Source organism: Lelliottia sp. RD5, assembly GCF_056032945.1.
Map to the genome: position 1 here is coordinate 536,196 of NZ_JBVYHQ010000002.1, position 23,435 is coordinate 559,630.

25 protein-coding genes are annotated in these 23,435 nt (G+C 54.6%); 13 read left to right on the forward strand and 12 right to left on the reverse strand.

Annotated features, from left to right (window positions below; genetic code table 11):
- Nucleotides 1–26: 26 nt before the first annotated feature.
- From AC0LWE_RS10275 to rpoS, 9 genes are all read left to right on the forward strand, one after another.
- Nucleotides 27–350: a DUF3561 family protein gene (locus AC0LWE_RS10275; protein ID WP_015960213.1), complete on the forward strand. Its 324-nt coding sequence runs from the start codon at nucleotides 27–29 to the stop codon at nucleotides 348–350.
- A gap of 166 nt (nucleotides 351–516) precedes the next feature.
- On the forward strand, nucleotides 517–828 hold the full coding sequence (gene ftsB, locus AC0LWE_RS10280; RefSeq protein WP_015960212.1) for a cell division protein FtsB: 312 nt from the start codon (nucleotides 517–519) through the stop codon (nucleotides 826–828).
- A 19-nt stretch (nucleotides 829–847) separates the two neighbouring features.
- Nucleotides 848–1,558, forward strand: coding sequence for a 2-C-methyl-D-erythritol 4-phosphate cytidylyltransferase (gene ispD / locus AC0LWE_RS10285; protein ID WP_216980992.1), 711 nt, complete (start codon nucleotides 848–850; stop codon nucleotides 1,556–1,558).
- On the forward strand, nucleotides 1,558–2,037 hold the full coding sequence (ispF, locus tag AC0LWE_RS10290; protein WP_059177680.1) for a 2-C-methyl-D-erythritol 2,4-cyclodiphosphate synthase: 480 nt from the start codon (nucleotides 1,558–1,560) through the stop codon (nucleotides 2,035–2,037). Before ispD ends, ispF begins: the two co-directional genes overlap by 1 nt.
- Entirely contained in the window at nucleotides 2,034–3,083 is a 1,050-nt protein-coding gene (gene truD / locus AC0LWE_RS10295; RefSeq protein WP_219347434.1) for a tRNA pseudouridine(13) synthase TruD, read from the forward strand. The genes ispF and truD overlap by 4 nt, the downstream gene beginning before the upstream one ends.
- Nucleotides 3,064–3,825 (forward strand): 5'/3'-nucleotidase SurE, encoded by a 762-nt coding sequence (gene surE / locus AC0LWE_RS10300; RefSeq protein ID WP_059177682.1) that lies wholly within the window; start codon nucleotides 3,064–3,066, stop codon nucleotides 3,823–3,825. The genes truD and surE overlap by 20 nt, the downstream gene beginning before the upstream one ends.
- Nucleotides 3,819–4,445 carry a protein-L-isoaspartate(D-aspartate) O-methyltransferase gene (locus AC0LWE_RS10305; protein WP_131486200.1) on the forward strand — a complete coding sequence of 209 codons (627 nt, stop codon included), beginning with the start codon at nucleotides 3,819–3,821 and terminating at the stop codon, nucleotides 4,443–4,445. Before surE ends, AC0LWE_RS10305 begins: the two co-directional genes overlap by 7 nt.
- Before the next feature lie 116 nt (nucleotides 4,446–4,561).
- On the forward strand, nucleotides 4,562–5,686 hold the full coding sequence (gene nlpD / locus AC0LWE_RS10310) for a murein hydrolase activator NlpD (protein WP_131486199.1): 1,125 nt from the start codon (nucleotides 4,562–4,564) through the stop codon (nucleotides 5,684–5,686).
- A gap of 60 nt (nucleotides 5,687–5,746) precedes the next feature.
- Nucleotides 5,747–6,739 carry an RNA polymerase sigma factor RpoS gene (gene rpoS, locus AC0LWE_RS10315; RefSeq protein ID WP_474265390.1) on the forward strand — a complete coding sequence of 331 codons (993 nt, stop codon included), beginning with the start codon at nucleotides 5,747–5,749 and terminating at the stop codon, nucleotides 6,737–6,739.
- Nucleotides 6,740–6,826: 87 nt separating this feature from the next.
- Here the strand turns inward: rpoS and mutS are convergent, their stop codons facing one another.
- Both mutS and AC0LWE_RS10325 read right to left on the reverse strand, forming a co-directional pair.
- Nucleotides 6,827–9,388 carry a DNA mismatch repair protein MutS gene (gene mutS / locus AC0LWE_RS10320; protein WP_216980995.1) on the reverse strand — a complete coding sequence of 854 codons (2,562 nt, stop codon included), beginning with the start codon at nucleotides 9,386–9,388 and terminating at the stop codon, nucleotides 6,827–6,829.
- 113 nt (nucleotides 9,389–9,501) lie between these two features.
- A complete protein-coding gene (locus tag AC0LWE_RS10325) occupies nucleotides 9,502–9,732 on the reverse strand; it encodes a SymE family type I addiction module toxin (protein WP_219347435.1) in 231 nt (76 codons plus the stop codon).
- Between the two features lie 187 nt (nucleotides 9,733–9,919).
- Here AC0LWE_RS10325 and AC0LWE_RS10330 point away from each other — a divergent pair, with 187 nt between their 5' ends.
- Nucleotides 9,920–10,270, forward strand: coding sequence for a nitrous oxide-stimulated promoter family protein (locus tag AC0LWE_RS10330; protein WP_219347436.1), 351 nt, complete (start codon nucleotides 9,920–9,922; stop codon nucleotides 10,268–10,270).
- Here the strand turns inward: AC0LWE_RS10330 and AC0LWE_RS10335 are convergent.
- The 10 genes from AC0LWE_RS10335 to hypA form a co-directional block, all read right to left on the reverse strand.
- Nucleotides 10,267–11,514 (reverse strand): MDR family MFS transporter, encoded by a 1,248-nt coding sequence (locus AC0LWE_RS10335; RefSeq protein ID WP_458411278.1) that lies wholly within the window; start codon nucleotides 11,512–11,514, stop codon nucleotides 10,267–10,269. The two genes, AC0LWE_RS10330 and AC0LWE_RS10335, sit on opposite strands and share 4 nt — an antisense overlap.
- A gap of 15 nt (nucleotides 11,515–11,529) precedes the next feature.
- On the reverse strand, nucleotides 11,530–12,291 hold the full coding sequence (eitC, locus tag AC0LWE_RS10340; RefSeq protein ID WP_219347437.1) for a siderophore ABC transporter ATP-binding protein EitC: 762 nt from the start codon (nucleotides 12,289–12,291) through the stop codon (nucleotides 11,530–11,532).
- Nucleotides 12,291–13,328, reverse strand: a complete 1,038-nt coding sequence (locus tag AC0LWE_RS10345) for a FecCD family ABC transporter permease (protein WP_131486193.1) — start codon at nucleotides 13,326–13,328, stop codon at nucleotides 12,291–12,293. The genes eitC and AC0LWE_RS10345 overlap by 1 nt, the downstream gene beginning before the upstream one ends.
- On the reverse strand, nucleotides 13,328–14,326 hold the full coding sequence (gene eitA, locus AC0LWE_RS10350) for a siderophore ABC transporter substrate-binding protein EitA (RefSeq protein WP_219347438.1): 999 nt from the start codon (nucleotides 14,324–14,326) through the stop codon (nucleotides 13,328–13,330). The genes AC0LWE_RS10345 and eitA overlap by 1 nt, the downstream gene beginning before the upstream one ends.
- 200 nt (nucleotides 14,327–14,526) lie before the next feature.
- Nucleotides 14,527–16,599 (reverse strand): formate hydrogenlyase transcriptional activator FlhA, encoded by a 2,073-nt coding sequence (gene flhA / locus AC0LWE_RS10355; protein WP_219347439.1) that lies wholly within the window; start codon nucleotides 16,597–16,599, stop codon nucleotides 14,527–14,529.
- Nucleotides 16,600–16,656: 57 nt separating this feature from the next.
- The gene (hypE, locus tag AC0LWE_RS10360; RefSeq protein WP_202665770.1) at nucleotides 16,657–17,667 is read right to left on the reverse strand and encodes a hydrogenase expression/formation protein HypE; all 1,011 of its coding nucleotides are present in this window, start codon (nucleotides 17,665–17,667) and stop codon (nucleotides 16,657–16,659) included.
- Complete coding sequence (gene hypD, locus AC0LWE_RS10365) at nucleotides 17,664–18,785, reverse strand: hydrogenase formation protein HypD (RefSeq protein ID WP_202667635.1); 1,122 nt, start codon at nucleotides 18,783–18,785, stop codon at nucleotides 17,664–17,666. The genes hypE and hypD overlap by 4 nt, the downstream gene beginning before the upstream one ends.
- Nucleotides 18,786–18,788: 3 nt before the next feature.
- Nucleotides 18,789–19,061, reverse strand: a complete 273-nt coding sequence (locus AC0LWE_RS10370; protein WP_131486188.1) for a HypC/HybG/HupF family hydrogenase formation chaperone — start codon at nucleotides 19,059–19,061, stop codon at nucleotides 18,789–18,791.
- Nucleotides 19,052–19,915: a hydrogenase nickel incorporation protein HypB gene (gene hypB, locus AC0LWE_RS10375; RefSeq protein ID WP_202667634.1), complete on the reverse strand. Its 864-nt coding sequence runs from the start codon at nucleotides 19,913–19,915 to the stop codon at nucleotides 19,052–19,054. The genes AC0LWE_RS10370 and hypB overlap by 10 nt, the downstream gene beginning before the upstream one ends.
- A gap of 3 nt (nucleotides 19,916–19,918) precedes the next feature.
- A complete protein-coding gene (hypA, locus tag AC0LWE_RS10380) occupies nucleotides 19,919–20,269 on the reverse strand; it encodes a hydrogenase maturation nickel metallochaperone HypA (RefSeq protein ID WP_059177695.1) in 351 nt (116 codons plus the stop codon).
- A gap of 209 nt (nucleotides 20,270–20,478) precedes the next feature.
- Between hypA and hycA the strand changes: the two genes are divergently transcribed.
- The 3 genes from hycA to hycC all read left to right on the forward strand — a co-directional run bounded on the left by hycA (nucleotide 20,479) and on the right by hycC (nucleotide 23,435).
- Nucleotides 20,479–20,934, forward strand: a complete 456-nt coding sequence (hycA, locus tag AC0LWE_RS10385) for a formate hydrogenlyase regulator HycA (RefSeq protein WP_059177696.1) — start codon at nucleotides 20,479–20,481, stop codon at nucleotides 20,932–20,934.
- Between the two features lie 69 nt (nucleotides 20,935–21,003).
- The gene (locus AC0LWE_RS10390) at nucleotides 21,004–21,612 is read left to right on the forward strand and encodes a 4Fe-4S dicluster domain-containing protein (RefSeq protein ID WP_015960190.1); all 609 of its coding nucleotides are present in this window, start codon (nucleotides 21,004–21,006) and stop codon (nucleotides 21,610–21,612) included.
- Nucleotides 21,609–23,435 (forward strand): formate hydrogenlyase subunit 3, encoded by a 1,827-nt coding sequence (gene hycC, locus AC0LWE_RS10395; RefSeq protein ID WP_219347440.1) that lies wholly within the window; start codon nucleotides 21,609–21,611, stop codon nucleotides 23,433–23,435. The genes AC0LWE_RS10390 and hycC overlap by 4 nt, the downstream gene beginning before the upstream one ends.

Genomic DNA, 23,435 nt, shown 5'->3' on the forward strand with positions numbered 1-23,435 from the left:
GGTTGTCATCGGCCACAGGATTCGTTATGCGCAACAGTCAGAATTACATTATCAGCGGGTCGGAAACGTTATCGACCAATGACGAGACGACCTGGTCACTGCCTGGGGCCGTGGTGGGCTTCGTCTCGTGGTTGCTGGCGCTCGGCATTCCGTTCCTGATCTATGGCCGCAACACGCTGTTTTTCTTCCTCTACACCTGGCCTTTCTTTCTGGCGCTGATGCCCGTGGCGGTTGTGGTCGGCATTGCGCTGCACTCGCTGCTCAATGGCAAACTGCTTTATACCACCTTGATCACGATTGTGGCGGTTGTCGCCATCTTCGGTCTGCTGTTTTTATGGCTGATGGGTTAAGTTCAGCCATAATTCAAATCGTAACGAATAATGTGCCTTTGTTGTGCTTACGTATCCGTGGCAAAAATGTGGTACATTTGCCCGCGATGTTGCGGCATCTCCGTCGCCCCAGAGTAGAGTCAGGGGCAAAGTTGTGGGATGATGATGCCGTTTTTCAGGGGGCAGGATGGGTAAACTAACGCTGCTGTTGCTGGCCTTGCTGGTCTGGCTACAGTATTCGCTGTGGTTCGGTAAGAACGGTCTTCATGACTACGGTCGCGTCAACGATGACGTGACGGCACAGCAGGCAACGAACGCAAAACTTAAAGCGCGAAACGATCAACTTTTTGCCGAAATTGATGACCTCAATGGCGGGCAAGAGGCGATTGAGGAACGCGCACGTAACGAACTCAGTATGACTAAACCGGACGAAACCTTTTATCGTCTGGTGCCGGATGCGTCTAAACGCAACCAGGGCTCAGCACAAAATAATCGATAATCAGGCCCAGGATTACGACATGGCAGTGACTTTTTCGGATGTATGCGCCGTGGTACCGGCCGCTGGCTTTGGTCGGCGCATGCAGACAGAGTGTCCTAAGCAATACCTTTCAATCGGTGATAAAACGATCCTTGAGCATACCGTGGCGGCGCTGCTGGCAAATCCACGGGTGGCGCGCGTCGTTATCGCTATCAGTCCGGGCGATGCCCGTTTTGCCGCGTTACCGCTGGCGAATCATCCGCAAATTACCGTTGTTGACGGTGGCACAGAACGTGCCGACTCGGTGCTGGCTGGCATTCGTGCGGCGGGGAATGCCGCGTGGGTATTGGTTCACGATGCCGCGCGTCCCTGTTTACACCCAGACGATCTCGCACGTTTGCTGGCGATCAGCCAAACAAGCGCTGTGGGCGGTATTCTGGCCGCGCCGGTACGCGACACCATGAAGCGTGCGGAGCCAGGGCTGAATCATATTGCTCACACCGTGGAGCGCGTTGATCTTTGGCACGCGCTGACGCCCCAATTTTTCCCCCGCGAACTGCTTCATGACTGCTTAACCCGTGCGCTCAACGAGGGCGCAACCATCACCGATGAAGCCTCGGCGCTGGAATATTGTGGTTTCCATCCTGAGCTTGTAGAAGGACGCGCTGATAATATCAAAGTGACGCGCCCCGAAGATTTACAGCTCGCGGAATTTTATCTTACCCGTATGACCTATCAGGAGAACGCATAATGCGAATTGGACACGGTTTTGACGTACACGCCTTTGGCGGCGTTGGCCCGATTATCATTGGCGGCGTGCGCATTCCTTTTGAGAAAGGACTGCTGGCGCACTCCGATGGCGATGTGGCGCTGCACGCCCTGACCGACGCCCTGCTGGGCGCTGCGGCGCTGGGCGATATCGGCAAGCTGTTCCCGGATACCGATCCGGCCTTTAAAGGGGCGGATAGCCGCGAACTGCTGCGCGAAGCCTGGCGACGTATTCAGGCGAAGGGCTACACGCTCGGCAACGTTGACGTGACCATTATTGCGCAGGCGCCAAAAATGCTGACGCATATCCCACAGATGCGCGTGTTTATCGCCGAAGATCTGGGTTGTCATATGGACGACGTGAATGTTAAAGCGACCACCACCGAGAAACTTGGATTTACCGGGCGCGGCGAAGGCATCGCCTGCGAAGCGGTTGCGCTGCTGGTGAAGGCGGCCAAATGACAGAGTTTGAGAATCTGACTTATCTGCACGGAAAACCACAGGGTGCTGGCCTGCTAAAAGCCAATCCCGAAGATTTCGTGGTGGTAGAAGATTTAGGTTTTGAGCCTGACGGCGAGGGTGAACACATTCTCGTGCGTATTCTGAAAAATGGCTGTAACACCCGTTTTGTCGCTGACGCGCTCGCGAAATTCCTTAAAATCCATGCCCGCGAAGTGAGTTTTGCCGGTCAAAAAGACAAACACGCCGTAACGGAACAGTGGCTTTGCGCCCGCGTTCCCGGCAATGCGATGCCTGATTTAAGTCAATTTGAGCTTGAAGGCTGTAAAGTGCTGGAATATGCCCGTCATAAGCGCAAGCTGCGTTTAGGCGCGCTTCAGGGCAATGCCTTCACCTTGATTCTGCGCGAAGTGACGGATCGTGACGACGTGGAAAAACGCCTGACCGCGATCGCGGAGCAGGGCGTGCCGAACTACTTCGGCGCACAGCGTTTCGGTATCGGCGGCAGCAATTTGCTGGGTGCGTTGCGCTGGGCGCAAAGTGATGCGCCAGTACGTGACAGGAATAAGCGCAGTTTTTGGTTGTCGGCAGCCCGCAGCGCGTTGTTTAATCAGATTGTGAGTGAACGACTGAAAAAACCGGACGCGAATCAAGTTGTTGTCGGCGATGCGCTACAATTAGCGGGACGCGGCAGTTGGTTTGTGGCCACAGCGGAAGAAATCACCGATGTGCAGGCGCGCGTCGATAATAAAACGCTGATGATTACCGCCGCGATGCCCGGCTCGGGAGAGTGGGGCACGCAGGGCGATGCGCTCGCGGTCGAACAGGCGGCGATTGCCGATGCGCCAGAATTACAATCATTGCTGATGCGGGAGAAAGTCGAGGCGGCGCGCCGCGCGATGCTGCTCTATCCGCAGCAGCTTAGCTGGAACTGGTGGGACGACGTGACCGTCGAGTTACGCTTCTGGCTACCGGCAGGTAGCTTCGCCACCAGCGTTGTCAGGGAACTTATCAACACCTCGGGTGATTATGCGAATATTGCTGAGTAACGATGATGGGATACATGCGCCGGGCATTCAGACGCTGGCGAAATACCTGCGCGAGTTTGCCGACGTGCAGGTTGTTGCTCCTGACCGTAACCGCAGCGGGGCGTCCAATTCATTGACGCTGGAATCGTCACTTCGTACGTTTGCGTTTGAGAATGGCGATATCGCCGTGCAAATGGGCACGCCGACCGACTGCGTGTTTTTGGGCGTCAATGCGCTGATGCGTCCCGGGCCGGATGTGGTCGTGTCGGGGATTAACGCGGGTCCAAATCTGGGGGATGACGTGATTTACTCGGGTACCGTCGCCGCAGCGATGGAGGGCCGCCATTTGGGATTCCCTGCGCTGGCGGTCTCCCTGAATGGCCACCAGCACTACGATACAGCCGCAGCGGTAACCTGTTCGATTCTGCGTGCGCTCAGCCGTGAACCGCTGCGCACAGGACGTATTCTGAATATCAACGTTCCCGATCTGCCTCTTGACGAAATCAAAGGCATTCGTGTGACGCGCTGTGGCAGCCGACATCCGGCTGACCAGGTGATTCCGCAGCAGGATCCGCGCGGCAATACGCTTTACTGGATTGGTCCTCCTGGCGATAAATGCGACGCAGGCCCGGATACCGATTTTGCAGCCGTGGATGAAGGGTATGTGTCCGTCACGCCGTTGCACGTAGATTTAACCGCGTACAACGCGCAAGATGTGGTGTCAGGCTGGCTTGAACGTGCCGGGGTGAACACGCAATGGTAAGTCAACGTGTACAAGCACTTCTGAATCAATTGCGCAGCCAGGGCATCGCCGACGAGCGTGTGCTGGAGGCTATCTCGCAGGTACCGCGCGAGAAATTTGTGGATGAGGCGTTTGAACACAAAGCGTGGGAAAACGTGGCCTTACCCATAGGACAGGGGCAGACAATCTCTCAGCCCTATATGGTTGCGCGTATGACGGAATTACTGGAGCTGACGCCGGAATCTCGCGTTCTCGAAATAGGGACAGGGTCGGGTTATCAGACGGCAATTCTGGCGCATCTCGTTCATCATGTCTGCTCTGTTGAGCGCATCAAAAGCTTGCAATGGCATGCGCGCCGTCGTCTTAAACAGCTGGATTTACATAATGTTTCAACACGTCACGGTGACGGATGGCAGGGGTGGCAAGCCCGCGCTCCGTTTGACGCTATTATCGTGACGGCTGCACCGCTTGAAATCCCCGCTGCGCTCTTGTCGCAGCTGGCGAATGGCGGCATTCTCGTGTTACCCGTGGGCGATGAACATCAGCTGCTAAAGCGCGTTCGTCGGCGGGATGACGAGTACATCATCGATACTGTAGAAGCCGTGCGTTTTGTGCCTCTCGTGAAGGGAGAACTGGCCTGAGACTCGGAATTTTCCAGGGTTTTTCAGGAAAATTCAGCGTATGGTGAGGCGCAAACCGTGTGTGCTATTACGGTTAATTTTAAGTCACTGGTAGTTAACACATTCCTGGGGGATAAATGAGCGCGGGAAGCCCAAAATTCACCATCAGCCGTGTTGCGGCATTGTCACTGGTTTCACTTTGGCTGGCAGGTTGTACAAGTTCTAATAACGCCCCTGCTCCGGTGAGCTCTGTCGGTGGTAATAGTGGTTCCGAAAGTTCGTCCGGCGGAATGCTAATTACCCCTCCACCAAAAATGGGCACAGCAACAACGCAACAAAATCCGCCAATTCAGCCGATGCAGCCTCCTGCTGCACAGCCAACGCAGATGCAACCAGTGCAACAAACTGTGCAGACCGAGAATGGCCGCATAGTCTATAACCGTAAGTATGGGAATATTCCCAAAGGAAGCTACACCGGCGGCAGTACGTATACGGTTAAACGTGGCGACACGCTTTTCTATATCGCGTGGATCACCGGGAACGATTTCCGTGACCTTGCGCAGCGAAATAGCGTGCAGGCCCCGTATGGCCTGGAAGTTGGGCAAACGCTTCAGGTCGGTAATGCGACCGGTACGCCATTAACGCCGGGTAACTCTGTCTCCGCAGCGGATGTCACCGCTCAAAATAACAGCGTTAAACCTGCGCAAAATACAAGCGCAGTGGTTGCTTCACAGCCCACAATTACGTATTCTGAGGACTCAGGTGAACAGAGTGCTAACAAAATGTTGCCGAATAATAAGGCGTCTGCGACTGTCGTCACAGCACCGACTACGGCACCTGTGGTTAGCTCTACCGTACCGACTGCCAGCAGTATGACCTCCAGTGCGCCTATCTCCACCTGGCGCTGGCCAACTGACGGCAAAGTATTCGAAAACTTCTCTTCCTCCGAGGGGGGAAATAAAGGGATCGATATCGCAGGAAGTAAGGGACAGGCTATTACCGCGACCGCAGATGGACGCGTTGTATATGCCGGTAACGCTCTGCGCGGTTACGGTAATCTTATTATCATAAAACATAACGATGATTACCTGAGTGCCTACGCCCATAACGATACAATGCTGGTCCGGGAGCAACAAGAAATCAAGGCGGGGCAAAAAATCGCTACCATGGGTAGCACCGGAACCAGTTCTACACGCTTGCATTTTGAAATTCGTTACAAGGGGAAATCCGTAAACCCGCTGCAGTATTTGCCGCAGCGATAATTTGGCGGGACATGCCACTTCAGGATGTCTCGTTCAGGGATCACGGGTAGGAGCCACCTTATGAGTCAGAATACGCTGAAAGTTCATGATTTAAATGAAGACGCGGAATTTGATGAGAACGGAACCGAGTCTTTTGATGAGAAAGTCTTAGTTGAAGAGGAACCCAGTGATAACGATTTAGCTGAAGAAGAGCTGTTATCGCAGGGCGCCACACAGCGTGTGCTTGACGCGACTCAGCTTTACCTTGGGGAGATTGGTTTTTCTCCACTGTTAACAGCCGAAGAAGAAGTTTATTTCGCGCGTCGCGCACTGCGTGGAGATGTTGCCTCACGCCGTCGCATGATTGAAAGTAACTTGCGTTTGGTTGTGAAAATTGCCCGTCGTTACAGCAATCGTGGTCTGGCACTGCTGGATCTGATTGAAGAGGGTAACCTGGGCTTGATCCGCGCAGTTGAGAAGTTTGACCCTGAACGTGGGTTCCGATTCTCGACTTACGCTACCTGGTGGATTCGTCAGACCATCGAACGGGCAATCATGAACCAAACCCGTACGATCCGTTTGCCGATTCACATCGTCAAAGAGTTGAACGTCTATCTGCGTACCGCGCGCGAGTTGTCCCATAAACTGGATCACGAGCCAAGTGCAGAAGAGATTGCAGAGCAACTCGATAAACCGGTTGATGACGTAAGCCGTATGCTGCGTCTCAATGAGCGCATTACCTCAGTCGACACTCCACTGGGTGGCGATTCCGAAAAAGCGCTGCTGGACATCCTGGCCGATGAAAAAGACAACGGCCCGGAAGACACCACGCAAGATGATGATATGAAACAAAGTATCGTCAAATGGCTGTTCGAACTGAACGCCAAACAGCGTGAAGTGCTGGCACGTCGTTTCGGTCTGTTAGGGTATGAAGCTGCAACACTGGAAGATGTTGGCCGTGAGATTGGTCTGACTCGTGAACGTGTTCGTCAGATTCAGGTAGAAGGTTTGCGTCGTCTGCGTGAGATTCTGCAGGGGCAAGGACTGAATATCGAAGCGCTGTTCCGCGAATAATGACATTTTCATTAAAAAAGGCCGGTCGAAAGACTGGCCTTTTTCTTTGGGCTTAACTGGCCCGACATATTCTGTCGGGCACTGTTATCACACTAAATTCTTCAAACGATAAATCCACTCTAACGCCTGACGCGGCGTCAGAGAGTCCGGATCGAGTTTTTCAAGTGCTTCCACCGCAGGTGATGTCTCTTCCGCTGGCATCAGGAGCGACATTTGTGAACCATCCACCTGAGTCGCTGCTGCATTTGGCGATAAGCTTTCCAGTTCGCGTAGCTTCTGACGCGCACGTTTAATCACTTCTTTTGGTACACCAGCCAGCGCGGCAACGGCAAGGCCGTAACTCTTGCTGGCAGCACCATCCTGAACCGTATGCATAAACGCAATGGTATCTCCATGCTCCAGCGCATCCAGATGCACATTCGCCACGCCTTCCATTTTTTCTGGTAACTGCGTTAGCTCGAAATAATGCGTCGCAAAAAGGGTCAGCGCTTTGATTTTATTCGCCAGACTTTCGGCGCAAGCCCACGCCAGAGAAAGACCATCATAGGTTGATGTACCGCGACCAATCTCATCCATTAACACCAGACTGTTTTCAGTCGCGTTATGCAGAATATTCGCCGTTTCGGTCATTTCGACCATAAAGGTTGAGCGGCCGCTCGCCAGATCGTCCGCAGCACCCACGCGGGTGAAAATGCGATCGATAGGACCGATTTCGACTTTCTGCGCGGGAACGTAGCTACCAATATAGGCCAGCAGGGCAATCAACGCAGTCTGTCGCATGTAGGTGCTTTTACCGCCCATATTCGGGCCGGTGATAATCAGCATACGGCGTTGCGGAGACAGATTAAGCGGGTTAGCAATAAAGGGTTCGCGCAATACCTGCTCGACAACGGGATGACGGCCCTCGGTGATACGAATGCCGGGTTTATCAATAAAGGTTGGGCAAGCGTAATTTAGGGTGTCGGCGCGTTCTGCCAGGTTGATCAGCACATCGAGTTCAGCCAACGCGCTTGCGCTCGCCTGTAACTCGGCGAGATGCGGCATCAGCATATCGAATAGCTCTTCATAAAGCTGTTTTTCAAGCGCCAGCGCTTTACCTTTGGAGGTGAGAACTTTGTCCTCATACTCTTTCAGTTCAGGAATGATATAACGCTCGGCGTTCTTAAGTGTCTGCCGACGGACGTAGTGAATCGGGGCGTGGTGGCTCTGACCACGGCTGATTTGAATGTAATAGCCGTGAATGGCGTTATAGCCGACTTTCAACGTATCCAGACCCAAGCGCTCGCGCTCGCGGATTTCCAGTTTATCAAGGTAATCCGTTGCGCCGTCGGCCAGGGCTCGCCATTCATCAAGTTCCTCGTGATAGCCAGGAGCAATGACGCCGCCATCACGAACCAGAACCGGTGGGGCTTCAACAACCGCGCGCTCCAGTAATTCGCACAGCTCTGTAAATTCGCCCATCGTTTCGCGCAGTTTTTGTACGGGTGCGCTGTTCACTTCGGCCAGTTGCGCACGTAATGTCGGAAGCTGCTGGAAGGCATGACGCATGCGAGCCAGATCGCGTGGGCGCGCCGTACGAAGTGCAAGGCGAGCAAGAATACGTTCTAAATCTCCCACCTGGCGCAGCACGGGTTGCAGCTCTGTAAAGCGATCCTGCAACGCACCGATGGTTTGCTGGCGGCTGACCAGCACATCCGTATCTCGCACGGGCATATGCAACCAGCGCTTGAGCATACGACTGCCCATTGGCGTGACGGTGCTGTCGAGCACGGCGGCGAGGGTGTTTTCCACGCCACCGGCCAAATTCTGAGTAATTTCGAGATTACGACGTGTAGCGGCATCCATGATGATGCTGTCCTGCTGCCGTTCCATCGTAATCGAACGGATATGGGGCAGGGTCGTGCGTTGGGTGTCTTTCACGTACTGCAACAGACAGCCTGCGGCGCACAGGCCACGCGGTGCATTCTCAACGCCAAAGCCAATCAGATCCCGCGTACCAAACTGCAGGTTTAACTGCTGGCGCGCCGTATCAATTTCAAATTCCCATAACGGACGGCGACGCAGGCCACGACGGCCCTCAATCAGTGCCATTTCCGCAAAATCTTCGGCGTACAGGAGTTCTGCAGGATTCGTTCGTTGCAATTCAGCCGCCATCGTTTCGCGATCGGCGGGTTCACTCAAACGAAAACGACCGGAGCTAATATCCAGCGTGGCATAACCGTAACCTTTGCTGTCCTGCCAGATCGCCGCCAGCAGGTTATCCTGCCGCTCCTGTAACAGCGCTTCGTCACTGATAGTGCCTGGTGTGACGATGCGAACCACTTTGCGTTCCACCGGACCTTTTGACGTGGCCGGATCGCCAATCTGTTCGCAAATCGCGACGGACTCGCCTTGGTTGACGAGCTTCGCCAGGTAGTTTTCTACGGCATGATGCGGAATGCCCGCCATCGGAATAGGTTCACCCGCCGATGCGCCACGCTTGGTCAGTGAGATGTCGAGCAGCTGTGACGCGCGTTTTGCATCATCATAGAAAAGCTCGTAAAAATCTCCCATCCGATAAAAAAGCAGGATTTCCGGATGCTGAGCTTTGAGTTTCAGATACTGCTGCATCATCGGCGTGTGTGCGGTTAAATTTTCGATTGTGCTCATGGAGTTAAGATATCCATTTCATTGAAATTATTGCGTTTTGCGCGACCTGCTGGCCGTTAGTTACCTCTATTGTCGCATGAACAAATGACAGGGGGCAGCAAAATGTCGAGACTTTATGCTGTGTCTTCTTTCATCAACTCAATGAGCAATTTTCCGTGTTCGACTCTCACACTGACCTGCGAATTGGTTTTAAACCCTGCTTTTTCGAGCCAGTCGCCTTTTAGGCTCAGTGCCGCATGAACGCTGTAACGTTTTGGAATTTTGGTATTACGATCTTCATGGCGCTTTCTGAAGTAGCCCACTTTGAGAAGGCGTTGTGACGGGGTGATCGGGATATCAGACATACAGGCTCCATTAACAGCAGACGAAAAGGGAATGAAATCACCTGTATAAAATGCCAGTAGTTATGGGCTAAAACAAATCTATAACTGGAAGCCGTCTTCAGAAAATGAAATGCAACAAATGAAATCAAGCTGAAAAGGCGATTTTAAAGATGTATTATTCATGCAATTTATTAATGGGTGATCTGTTATGTCAGGAAAACGACTCTCTCGTGAAAAAGAGACGATCGGTAAAATGATCGCGCTCTATGAAACGCAATGCCCTCAGGCATCTCGTGAGCCTGGGTATTATCAGGCCTTGAACGCGTATGCAGACAAACGACTGGATAAATGCGTTTTTGGAGAAGATAAACCAGCCTGCAAACAGTGCCCTGTCCACTGCTACCAACCAGCAAAACGTGAAGAGATGAAACAGGTTATGCGCTGGGCCGGGCCACGTATGTTATGGCGTCACCCGATCCTCACTATTCGTCATTTGATAGACGACCGCCGCCCGGTGCCGGAACTGCCCGAGAAATGCCGACCGAAAAATAAGGCTTAAACTTTACGACCACGCGCGCCTTGCATCGGACGGCAAATGATCACCATCGCTATCGCGCTGCACAGCGGGAAAAAGGCTAACTGCAACCAGGGATAAATGGCCTCTTTCGACGGCACTAAAGCATGATCAAGTTGACTGCCGAATAGGAGATTCCCCGCCAGCACAGCGCAGCCCCCGGCTGTGGCCAGCGCGCCATAATGTGCACCAAGCGTTGCCTCATCAGCAAACCAGGGGATCAGATCTTTTGCGGCGGGCACCAGCAGCATCTGGCCCAGCGTTAGCAGCGTGACAAAACAGGCGGACGGCACGAGTCGAAGCCACCCCTCCGGTGGGACTGTTGCCGCGAACAGGGCGACGCTGACAAAGGAGGCGGAGACGAACAGAAACCCAAAGGGAAGGATCCTGGTCGGACCCATACGACGCGCAAAACGTGCCAGCGGAAGTTGAAAGGCAATAATCAATACCGAGGCCAGCATAAACAGCGGTCCCAAATCTTTTTCGCTGCCGCCAGCACGTTGAATTTCTACGGGCAGCGCCAGATAAAGTTGGTTGTAACTCAGTAACCATGCGCTGTAGGCGATAATAAAGGCGACAAAACGCGGCTGACGGAAGGTGGTCCACCACGGTGTCATTTCAAGCGTTTGCTTTTTTGCAGGCGCAGAAGGCAGCGCGAAAAACAGGACGATCAACGCCACGACAAAGACACCCGCGCCAGCCAGTGCAACCTGACGGAAACCAAGTCCCGTCATGAGGGCTCCTGCAACCGGCCCAAGTACAGCCCCCAGCTCGCCACATACGGCAAACAGAGCAAACCACTCCGCGCGACTGCGTTTGCCCCGCGCCTCACTTTGTGTTCCGGCTTTCGCCAGCAATGCTTCAATGGAGGGCGAAAACAGCGCTCCGCCAATCCCGGTCAAACAGGCTCCCATTATAATCGGCCAAAGCGATTGCCCAAACGCCAGCAGCAAATAACCCGACACGCGAATAAGACAGCCGGCCAGGATCACGATACGTGCGCCGAATCGGTCTGATAGGGCGCCGCCCACGAAAAACATCCCTTGTTGGGAAAAGGTCCGCAGCCCAAGGATCAGCCCAATCAGCCCGCCGGAGAGCATCATGTCATCGCGCAAAAAGATCGCAAGAAAGGGAACGACAGCATAAAAACCGATGTTGAAAACAAACTGGCTGCCCAGTAAAACAGGCGGCCAGACCTGTGCGGCTGGCCGAAAGAGAGGCAAAGACATGCGGGTTACCCGGCGTTAAGCGATGTAGTGGATATGTTTTTTGCCATGAAACGGTGAAATTTCAATTTTCGTTTCGACCCGGAAGACATCCCACAACAGCGTTTCAGTCAGGATCTCATCAGGTGTTCCGGAGGCAACGATTTCTCCATTTTGCATCACGATGAGTGCGTCACAGAACATCGACGCATGGTTGAGATCGTGGATGGCCACAATGCTGGTGACGGGTAATTCGCTGATGAGTTTCATCAACTGTATTTGATGATGAATATCCAGATGGTTCGTAGGTTCATCAAGCAGGATCTCGGTTGGTGTCTGCGCAAGCGCGCGGGCAATGTGCACGCGCTGGCGTTCACCGCCGGACAAACTTTGCCAGCCTTGCTCGCTTTTTTGGAGCATATCTACACGTTCCAGCGCAGCAGTGACGGTTTCATCGTCCTGCGTGCTCCAGTTCGAAAAAGGTGAATGATGGGGGATGCGGCCGAGTTTCACCACATCGCGAACGCGCATATTCGCTTCTGTCATTCCATGCTGTTCAACAAAAGCGACGCGGCGCGCCAGCTGTTTTTTGGCGATCTGGCTAATGTTTTTATCGTCCAGCGTGACGCAGCCCGAGTGAGGACGACGCAAGCCCGCCAGAACGCGCAGCAAAGAGGATTTACCTGAACCGTTTGGGCCAAGTAGCCCAACCGTTTGCCCACGAGACACCGTCAGTGAGACATTGTTGACGATAACTTTTTTACCCACCCTCCAGGTAATATTTTCGGCAGTGATGCTCATCACTTATTCCTTGAACGATAGATAATAAGGGCAAAGAACGGCACGCCAACCAGGGCGGTGACGACACCCACCGGCAGGCTTTGCGGTGCAATCAGCAGACGAGACGCAATATCGGCAAGCACCATCAAAATGGCACCCGCCAGGGCGCTGGCGATGAGCAACGTGCGATGCAGCGGCCCAAAGAAATAGCGCATCACATGCGGAACGACCAGGCCGACAAAGCCAATAGAGCCCGCCATGCTGACAATGGTTGCGGTAATAAGCGCAGTGACGGTGAAGAGAATTAAACGCACCCACGGGACGGCGATCCCAAGCGACGCTGCGGCATCATCGCCAAACGTAAAGGCATCCAGAGCACGAGAATAGTAAAGGCAGATAGCTAATCCGGTCAGCACGACGATCAGCACCAGCTGGAGCTCAGGCCATCTGACGCCGCTAAAACTGCCGAGCAGCCAGAACATCACATCACGGGCCTGCTGAGCGCTGGCGGAAGTGCTGATAGTGTAGGCGGTGATAGCATTAAACAGCTGAGAGGCGGCAACGCCCGCCAGGATAGTGCGCTCGTTACCGCCACGCGCGCCATTAGTGAGGAATGCGACAAACACAAAGGCAGCAAAAGCACCGGCAAACGCGCCCGCGGAGAGCGAAACTGCGCCTGTCCCGATGCCTAATACCACAACAGACACTGCGCCTGTCGAGGCTCCCGCAGAGACCCCGAGAACATACGGTTCTGCGAGCGCATTTTTCAGCAGGCTCTGGAGTACTGCCCCACAAATGGCTAACCCCGCGCCGCAGCAAGCCGCAACCAATGCACGGCTCAGGCGAAAGTCCCAAATCACACTTTCAAAAATGCGACTCAGCGGCACATCGGTGAATCCCATTTTATTGCCGATCGCGTAAAACACGGTTTGCAGCGGAATCGATAACTCACCCACGCTGACGCCAATGGCGATGACCAGAATAAGCAAGGCAATAGAAAGGATGCAGGATGTGCCGAGAAACACCCCCTGCCGTGCCTGTTGAACGGCTGAACTCATTAGTTCAGCCCCATCTTTCTAAGCTGTTCGCCAACCTGTTCTGCGCCGTAAAGGGTACGGATAGTGGGGTTCATGGCCTGGCCGTCCATCACCACGATATGGCCTTTTTTGACGGCATCAAGCTGACTGACCGCGGGATCGCTTTTTAGGAATTTGATTTTTTCTTCCGCGTTATCCAGAACCCAACGGTTACGATCGAGGCTTGAGACGACGATCACGTCAGGGTTTGCGGCGATGATGCTTTCCCAGCCCACCGTTGGCCATTCGGTTTCAGAGGTAATGGCGTTATGTCCGCCCAGAACATTCGCGATAAAGCCGGATGCGCTGTTTTTGCCGCCCACGTAGGCGTCTGCGGAAGGTGAGGCGCTGGAGAACCAGAAGACAAATGAAAGGTCTTTTTTGTTTTTACCAAATTCGGCACGCAAATCTACTTCGCGTTTTTTAAAATCGGCAATCACCGCCTGACCGCGCGCTTCCACGTTAAAAATTTTAGCGAAATCTTCAATTTCCTGGTACAGGAACGTCATATCCCAGAGTTTTTGACGGCTACCGTACATGTCGCCCACGCCCTTTTTGGTGGCGCACATGCCGGGTGAAACATAGCTGTTAACGCCGACAGTCGCGAGATCTTCTCGTTTTGCCACTTTGCTTTCAGGGCCCAGCAATAACGGCAATTGTGCCGGAACAAAATCAGGATTCTGGGCGAGAACAGACTCGAGTGTCGGGATTTCGACCGTCAGCAGTTTGATTTTGGCATTTTTCTCAGCCAGTTCCGGCAGCACTTTGGTTGGCCAAAAAGCGCTGGCAGCGATCTTATCCTGCAGTCCCAACAGCAGCAAAATTTCGACGGTGTTCTGACCCAGCGCCACAACGCGCTCAGGGGCTTTGGTGAAGGTTTGCGTGTACCCGCAATTCTCGATAGTCAGAGGATAAGTGGTTGCATATACGGAGCTAACCGAAGCGAATACCAGGCCTAAGGCGCTGAGGACCTTGTTCATAAAAACGCTATCCTTCATCAATATATTATTTATTAGCAGGTCAGGGGATTTTAATGATAATGAAACTCATTTTAATGGGTGGGATTTATACAATTTAAAATATATTGTGTCAATAACTGATAATAACGTGTTGTTATTAATTAAGAATTATGATGGCTGGAGAAATAAGTGCCGTGCGTAACACGGCATTGAGAGTGGGGTTAAACCAATAAATCTTTATCGATGCCCAAACGTTTCATTCGCGAAAGCAATGTTGTGCGCTTTAAGCCGAGACGGTGCGCTGCGCCTTTTGGCCCGGCGACGACACCGTTGGTCTCTCTCAAAATACGAACAATCAGCTGGTACTCGTCCTCACCGTCCTGCGCAATTTCCCTTGCGGGCAACGGCGGCTCTGAGATCATGACTTCCGGAAGCGACAGCTGAAGCACGTTGCCGCGCGTTAACAGCACGGCACGTTCAATCACATTTTCCAGTTCACGAACGTTGCCCGGCCACTCCATTGTGGAGAGTGTGCGTAGCGTTTCCGCTGGAATACTGTCGATATTCCGTCCCATCCGGCGAGCAATTTTGGCGGTGAAGGCTTTCACCAGCAGCGGAATATCGTCCGGGCGCTCACGTAATGGCGGTAAGCAAATTGGGAACACGTTCAGACGGTAATAAAGGTCGTTACGAAATTCGCGGTCGGCGACCATTTTTTTCAGATCGCGATTGGTCGCGGCAATCAACCGGACATTGGTCTGAATGAGTTTGTTACTTCCCAGACGTTCAAACTCTTGTTCTTGTAACACTCGCAGCAGTTTTGGCTGCAATTCCAGCGGCATATCACCCACTTCATCCAGGAACAACGAGCTTTTATCCGCCAGTTCAAAGCGGCCAATACGCTGGGTGCTGGCGCCGGTAAACGCGCCGCGCTCGTGACCAAAAAGATCGCTTTCAAGCAATCCTGCGGGCATTGCCGCGCAGTTCATCTTCACCATCCGGCGGCTATTTCGATTGCTGAGATTATGAATAGCTCGGGCGATCAGCTCTTTGCCGGTGCCCGTCTCGCCAAGGATTAATACCGTGCTGTCGCTTTGCGCCACCATCTCAACTTGCTTCAGGACGCTGTACATGGCATCACTGCGGCCAATGATTTCACCGAATTCGCTGTCGACATTGTTCAACTGCTCGGTCAGCGCGAGGTTTTCGTCCACCAGCCGCTCTTTCAGACGATGAATTTCCTGGTACGCCAGCGCGTTGTCGAGCGCAATAGCAATGCGCTCTGCGATTTGGCGCAGCAGCTTAAGATTGGTGGTGGTAAAGGCTTGTTCTTCGCACTGCGCCAGCTTTAATACGCCGAGCATGGTATTGCCGGACATCAGCGGCAGCAGGCACAGCGTCTGGATCTGATTGCCCCAGCACTGGAAAAGCATCCGTTCGTAAGGTGCCAGCTCGTCGCGTTCGCTCAGATTCAGCAGCAGCATCTCTTTGCTTTTAAATACTCGTTCGGAAAGCGTTCCCGATTCATCCACTTCGCTTTGCTCGTGCGCGGGATTAGTTTCATCAAGATAATGAGTGGAGTGGATCGTTAGCTTGCCCTTGCGATGGCCGCGCAACACGATGCTTATCGCGTCGATTTTAAAATAGTGGTGGATCTCTTTGGCGACTTCACTCACCAGTTCGTCCATGTCTAGCCTGGACAGTACCGCATTGGTGATGGCCACGAGAATGCGGAAGTTATCGCGCTCGCGGCTCAACAGATCGTAATCGACGTTATCGGTGACGCGGCTGTGGATCTGCTCGGCCACCACGCTGACAATCTGCGTGAACGTATGCAAACGCTCATATTCCGCCTCGCTCCACGGCTGATCCGTATTGCGGATAAATTCGCAGCCACCAAAAATGCGTCCCTCAGCGGTGAGCGGCAGCAGGCAGTAATGGCCAAAAGGTGAATACAAATTGCTCTGCGCAAGCAGCGGCCAGGCCTGCTGGAATTCGTCGAAGTTGCAGTGCAGGGCGTCCGGGCGCGACAAAATACGGCGAACCGGACCGTTCGCCAGCACGGTTTCGTCTTCATATTCGACAGACTTCCCCTTATCGCGCGTCGCAAAGTAGCTGGCACGACGGCTTGCGCTGTGCCATAGCACGATAGCGGCACTGTCTGCCAGCGCAGACTGCTGCACCAGACGCGTCAGGGCTTCGCTGAGCGAACCCAGATCGGGCTGCTGTAACAGTGTACGCGTAATATCGAACAGCCCTTGCTGTCCAAGATCGCTCATCGGTGTATACGACATATTGCTTCCAAAGAAACGGGCAAAAAAATAAGAGTGCTGACCACGTTTAGCGCGGTTCTAGCAAATTCGGGGTAACGGTTCCGCGTGCGGTAAATCCAGCGTGCGTTTAATGCCGTAAAGTCCGGTCAGGCGCACCCCTTTGCGCTCAACCACTTCACCGATCACGGCGGCATCCTGACCAAGTGGATGATCGCGCAGCTGCGCCAGCACGGCTTCTGCCGCAGAACGCTCGACGCCGATTAACACTTTGCCTTCGTTGGCAAAGTTTAGCGGATCAAGGCCAAGAAGTTCGCACAGGCCGCGCACGGCGGGTTTGACCGGCAGATGTTGCTCTGTCAGCTCAATGCCGCAGCCGCTGCTGGCGGCAAATTCATGGGCAACCGCATTGACTCCCCCGCGCGTCGCATCGCGCAGGGCTTTGACCCCCGGGAGGTGACGGAGCGTCTGGATAAGCGGCGTCAGCACGGCGCAGTCGCTGCGCAATTCGCCGTCCAGACCCAGACCTTCACGCAGGTTTAAAATCGTCGCACCATGACAGCCCAGCGTGCCGCTCACGATCAACACATCACCGACCGCCAGCCGTTGTGCCCCCCAGTGAACGTCCGCAGGTATAGCGCCCAGCCCTGCAGTATTAATAAACAGTTTATCTGCCGCGCCGCGCTGCACGACTTTGGTATCACCGGTGACAATAGCGATACCCGCTTCGCGTGCGGTGCGCGCCATGCTCTGGACGACAGCGTTTAGCGTGTCCATCGCCAGCCCCTCTTCAAGAATAAAACCGCACGAAAGATAGCGAGGGGTAGCGCCGCTGACGGCCACGTCATTGGCGGTGCCGCACACCGCCAGCTTGCCGATATCACCCCCCGGAAAGAACAGCGGATCAATCACGTAACTGTCGGTGGAGAACGCCAGCCTGTCGCCCTGCGCGGTCAGTGTCGACAGGGCAATGCGCGCCTGATCTTCCTGCTCCGCCAGCCATGGGTTGGCAAAGGCTTCCAGAAACAGTTGGCTGATGAGTTTTTGCATCGCCTGGCCGCCGCTGCCGTGCGCCATTTCAACCGTGTTCATGCTTCACACTCCTGATTGCGATACTGATACCATGCGGCGCAGGCGCCTTCGGAAGAGACCATGAGCGCGCCAAATGCGGTTTGCGGATTGCAGGTGTTGCCAAATAGCGGGCACTGATGCGGTTTGCATTTACCGGTCAGCACGGCGCCGCAGCGGGCCCGTGGATCGTCACAAACCTGCTGTGGCTGCGGGCGAAAATGCGCTTCGGCGTCGAATGCGCGATACGCGGGGGTTAACTGCACGCCAGACGCCGCAATCAATCCCAAACCGCGCCATTCGCTGTCACCTTCAACGGCAAAAACCTCGGCGATGGCTTTTTGCGCCAGCGGATTTCCCGCATCGGGCACGACGCGGCGATACTGATTTTCGACCACGCTCAGGGCTGCTATTTTCTGCTCAACCAGCATGTTGACGCCTTGCAGTAGATCAAGTGGTTCGAAACCAGCGACCACTAATGGCCGATGATAGTCCGCCGCAATAAAACCGTACGCCTCTGTGCCAATCACCATACTGACATGGCCGGGCGCTAAAAAAGCATCAATTCCGTTATCCGGTTCTTCCAGCAGGCTGCGTAACGTAGGGATCAGCGTGATGTGCTGGCAAAAAAAGAAGAAGTTATCGAGACCTTGCGCTTTTGCCTGTTGCAAAGTAATCGCCGTGGCGGGCATGGTGGTTTCAAATCCCAGGCCGAAAAACACCACTTTGCGCGTTGGATTTTCCGCCGCCAGCTTCAGCGCATCCACAGGAGAATAGACAATTCGCACATCCGCACCGCGCGCTCTGGCCTGTAACAGTGAACCGTTTTTGCCCGGCACGCGCATTGCATCGCCAAAAGTGCAGAAAATCACGCCCGGCTGGCTGGCGATTTCGAGGCAATTATCGATACGGCCCATCGGCAGCACGCACACTGGACAGCCCGGACCGTGGATAAACTCGATGTTCTCCGGCAGCAACTGGTCAAGGCCAAACTTAAAGATGGCATGCGTGTGTCCGCCGCACACTTCCATAATCCGCAGCGGACGCTGCGCGGTGTACTCGAGTAATGTTGCCCGAATCTTAAGGTGGGTGATAAGCCGCATCACCTGTTCTGGCGCACGATATTCATCAACGTAGCGCATCGGCTATCGCTCCTCGCCATACAGCAGCGCGCCGACGTCGGGCTCGACGTCGAACATATTTTGCAGCGCCGCCAGGGTGTCGCGGGCTTCGTCCTCGTCAATCATGCTCATCGCAAAACCCACGTGGACCAGCACCCACTGGCCAAGACGCGATGCGCCAGTTTCATCCACGCACCCGACCAGCGTGAGATCAACGTCGCGGAGCACGCCGCAGACTTCTACTTTCGCCTGATTGCCATCGATGGAATGAATTTGTCCCGGAACGCCTATGCACATCGTTCGTTCTCCAGCCACGCAAGCCAGCTTTCCATGCCGTCGCCGCGCGTGGCGGACACCAGCAGGATCTGAATATCCGGGTTCACCTCGCGCGCGTAGGCCAGGCATTTATCGACATCAAAATTCAGATACGGCAGCAGGTCGATTTTATTGAGCAGCATCAGTGAGGCAGCGGCAAACATATGCGGGTATTTCAGCGGCTTGTCTTCCCCTTCGGTCACGGACAGCACCGCGACTTTGTGGCGTTCGCCCAGATCAAAGCTCGCCGGACACACCAGATTGCCGACGTTTTCGATAAACAGAATGCCCTTGTCCGCCAGCGGCAGACGCGGCGCGGCGTCGGCGATCATTTGCGCATCCAGATGGCAGCCTTTACCGGTATTCACCTGAATGGCCGGGGTGCCGGTTTCGCGGATACGCGCGGCGTCATTCACGGTTTGCTGATCGCCTTCGATAACGGCGCAGGGGACGCTGCCGTTCAGGCGTTTGAGCGTTTCGGTTAGCAGAGTGGTTTTGCCGGAACCGGGGCTGGAAACCAGGTTCAGCACCAGCTGTTGACGCGCGGCAAAGCGCGCGCGATTGCGCGCAGCCAGCTGATTATTCTTGTCCAGCACGTTGATTTCGACTTCCAACATTTTGCGCTGGCTCATGCCTGGCGCATGCGTTCCCGCTTTGCCGTGGCCGTAATGCAGATCGCCTGCATCCGACGGCTTCGGTGCGAACCGAATGCCGGTTAGCGCCGCCGTGGCACGCGGTGCAGGGGCGAAGGGGGCAGAGCGAAACGCGGAATGGGGGCGATGCTCATCGCCTTCGATATACAGGTTGCCTTCGGCGCAACCGCAGGTACTACACATGATTTACTCCTGGTCTATTTCGAGGCGCTGAATCTGCAAACCGTCGTCCGCCACGATGCGCAGCCCAACGTTCTGGCACTGCGGGCAGAGGCGCACTTTAGAGGACAACAACGTGACGTACTGCTGGCAGTGTTCGCACCAGCATTCGGCCTGCTGTTCTTCTATATGCAGCTGGCAGCCTTCTGCCAGCGTGTCGCGGCACACCAGCTCAAAGCAAAAGGTAAGGGCGCTGGTTTCGACGCAGGAAAATGCCCCCACTTTCAGCCACACGCCCGTCACGCGTTTCGCGTGGTGCGCTTTTGCCTGCTGTTCGATTAACTCCAGCGCTCGCTGGCAGAGGGTGATTTCGTGCATGACGCCTCCTCAATGATTTGCCCCATTAATGCAATAACGATGCCAGCTTAATTTTGATTAGGGTGTGACGATGACACTGCTGACGAAATGACACGTCGACAGGCTGTCGTTGACAGATTGCGTTGGATTAAATTCTATAAATTTCAACATGATAAAAATTGGCACAAAATCTGCTTAATAGCCGTATCTCCATTAACCGGATACCTGAGATGACTATTTGGGAAATTAGCGAAAAGGCGGATTACATCGCGCAGCGCCATCAATCACTGCAGGAACAATGGCAGCATTACTGTAATTCGCTGGTCCAGGGGATCACCCTGTCAAAAGCGCGTTTGCATCACGCCATGAGCTGTGCGGCACAAGAGGATTTGTGCTTTGTGCTGTTCGGTCACTTCATGATTTACGTCACCCTGGCGGATAACTTTAACAGCCACACCATTCAGTACTTCGTCGAGACGAAAGAGGGCGAAAGAGAGCTGATTGCGCAGGCGCAGTTGATGGCTGACGGCATGGTTGACGGTCACGTCAGCAACCGCGATCGCCAGCAGGTGCTTGAACACTATCTGGAAAAAATCGCACCTGTTTACAACAACCTCTATTCCGCGGTTGAGCACGATTTACCGGTGGATTTAAAAGCGTTGGTGAGCGAGCCGCGCACCGTCTGATGTTACGTGTCGAGAGGTGTCGATATGGCACTTTTTCGTCAAAAATGACTATGTCCTGAGGACTCCCCGGTGAACCGTTTTGTAATAGCTGACTCGACGGTCTGCATTGGCTGCCACACCTGTGAAGCGGCGTGTTCAGAAACACACCGTCTGCACGGGTTACAGTCGATGCCACGTTTGAAAGTCATGCGAAATGAGAAAGAGTCTGCGCCGCAGCTCTGCCATCATTGTGAAGATGCCCCCTGCGCGGGTGTCTGTCCCGTCAACGCCATCACCCGCGTTGAGGGGGCTGTGCAATTAAATGAAAGCCTGTGCGTGAGCTGCAAACTGTGCGGCATCGCCTGTCCATTTGGTGCCATTGAATTTTCCGGCAGCCGTCCGCTGCACATTCCCGCAAATGCAAATTCGCCAAAAGCGCCACCCGCGCCACCGGCTCCGGCGCGCGTCAGTACGCTGCTGGATTGGGTACCGGGCGTGCGTGCCGTGGCGGTGAAATGCGATTTGTGTAGCTTTGACGAACAAGGCCCCGCCTGTGTTCGCACCTGTCCGACAAAGGCGCTGATTTTAGTGAATATTCGTGATATTGCGCGCAGCAGCAAACGTAAACGCGAGCTGACCGTGAATACCGATTTCGGCGATCTGTCGCTGTTCCAGACGCAAAATGAGGGGGCGAAATGAACGCTGTCGATTTGATTATCAGCGCCGTCGCGTGCCTGACGGTGACGGCCGTTTTGTCACTCCTCTGCTCATTTTACAAGCCGCTGAGCGGCTGGGTTGCCGGGCTTGGCGGCGCAGTGGGGAGCGTGATGACGCTGGCTGCGGGCTTTGTCGTGTTGACGCGCGGACTGAATGCTGCGGCGGTGATGCCTTTTATTCACCACAGCATTGCCATTACGCCGCTCAACGCCATCTGGCTGCTGACCTTTGGCTTGTGCGGCCTGTTTATCAGCCTGTTTAACATCGACTGGCATCGTCATGCGCAGACCAAACCGAACGGGTTGTTGGTTAATTTGCTGTTGGCTACCGCCATTTGTGCCGTGGTTGCCAGCAATCTGGCGGCGCTGGTGGTGATGGCGGAAATCATGGCGCTTTGCGGGGTGTTTCTCACCGGCTGTATGCCGTCGGGCAAGCTGTGGTTTGTGCTGGGACGCCTCGGAACGCTGCTGCTGGCGCTGGCGTGCTGGTTGACGTGGCAACGCTACGGCTCGCTGGATCTGGTGTTGATCAATGAACGCACACCGATGCTGCCACTGGGCGCTGACATCTGGCTGCTGGGTATGGTGGGCTTTGGTTTGCTGGCCGGGATTATTCCGCTACACGGCTGGGCTCCGCAGGCACATGCTAACGCTTCTGCACCTGCCGCGACCCTGTTTTCAACCGTGGTGATGAAAGTCGGTCTGTTCGGCATGTTGACGTTGACGCTGGTGGGTGGACAACCGCCGCTGTGGTGGGGCGTGGTGCTGCTCCTGGTCGGAATGCTCACTGCCTTCGTAGGCGGACTGTATGCCCTGATGGAGCACAATATCCAGCGTCTGCTGGCGTACCACACGCTCGAAAATATCGGCATTATTTTACTGGGCTTTGGCGCAGGTGTTACCGGACTCGCATTGAACCAACCGGCCCTGATTGCGGCCGGTTTTATCGGCGGATTATATCACCTCATCAACCACAGCCTGTTTAAAAGCACCCTGTTTCTGGGAGCGGGCAGCGTCTGGTTCCGCACCGGGCATCGCGACATCGAGAAGCTCGGCGGGATCGGTAAAAAAATGCCGTTTATCTCACTTGCCATGCTGGTCGGGTTGATGGCGATGGCCGCACTGCCGCCGCTCAACGGCTTTGCTGGCGAATGGGTTATCTACCAGTCCTTTTTTGCGCTCGGTCAGAGCGACGTGTTTATTGCACGGCTTCTTGGACCGATGCTGGCGGTGGGTTTAGCCATTACGGGTGCGCTGGCGGTGATGTGTATGGCAAAAGTGTATGGCGTGACGTTCCTTGGCGCGCCGCGTACTCGTGAAGCTAAACAGGCATTTAGCGCCCCTTTCCTGATGACGATGAGCGTAGTTCTGCTGGCGATGTGCTGTATTGCGGGTGGCGTCGCGGCGCCATGGCTGTTGCCGCTACTGGGTACGGCTGTTCCGCTGCCGCTAACGACGGCGCACACCACCGTTTCTCAACCGATGATTGCGCTGCTGCTGATTGCCGCGCCGCTGCTGCCGTTCGTGCTGATGCTGTTCTTCAAACGCGATCGCCTGCCTGCCCGCTCGCGCGGCGCGGCGTGGGCCTGCGGATATGAACACGAACAATCCATGGTGATCACCGCCCACGGTTTTGCGATGCCGGTAAAAGAAAACTTTTCTGCCGTGCTGAAACTGCGAGAGAAGTTCAATCCGGTGGGCTGGATCCCCGGCTGGCAGAGCACTGCCGCGCCTGGTTTTTTCCGTCGTCTTGCCGTGATCGAGCTGGCCGTTCTGGTGGTGATTGTGATTTCACGAGGAGCCTGA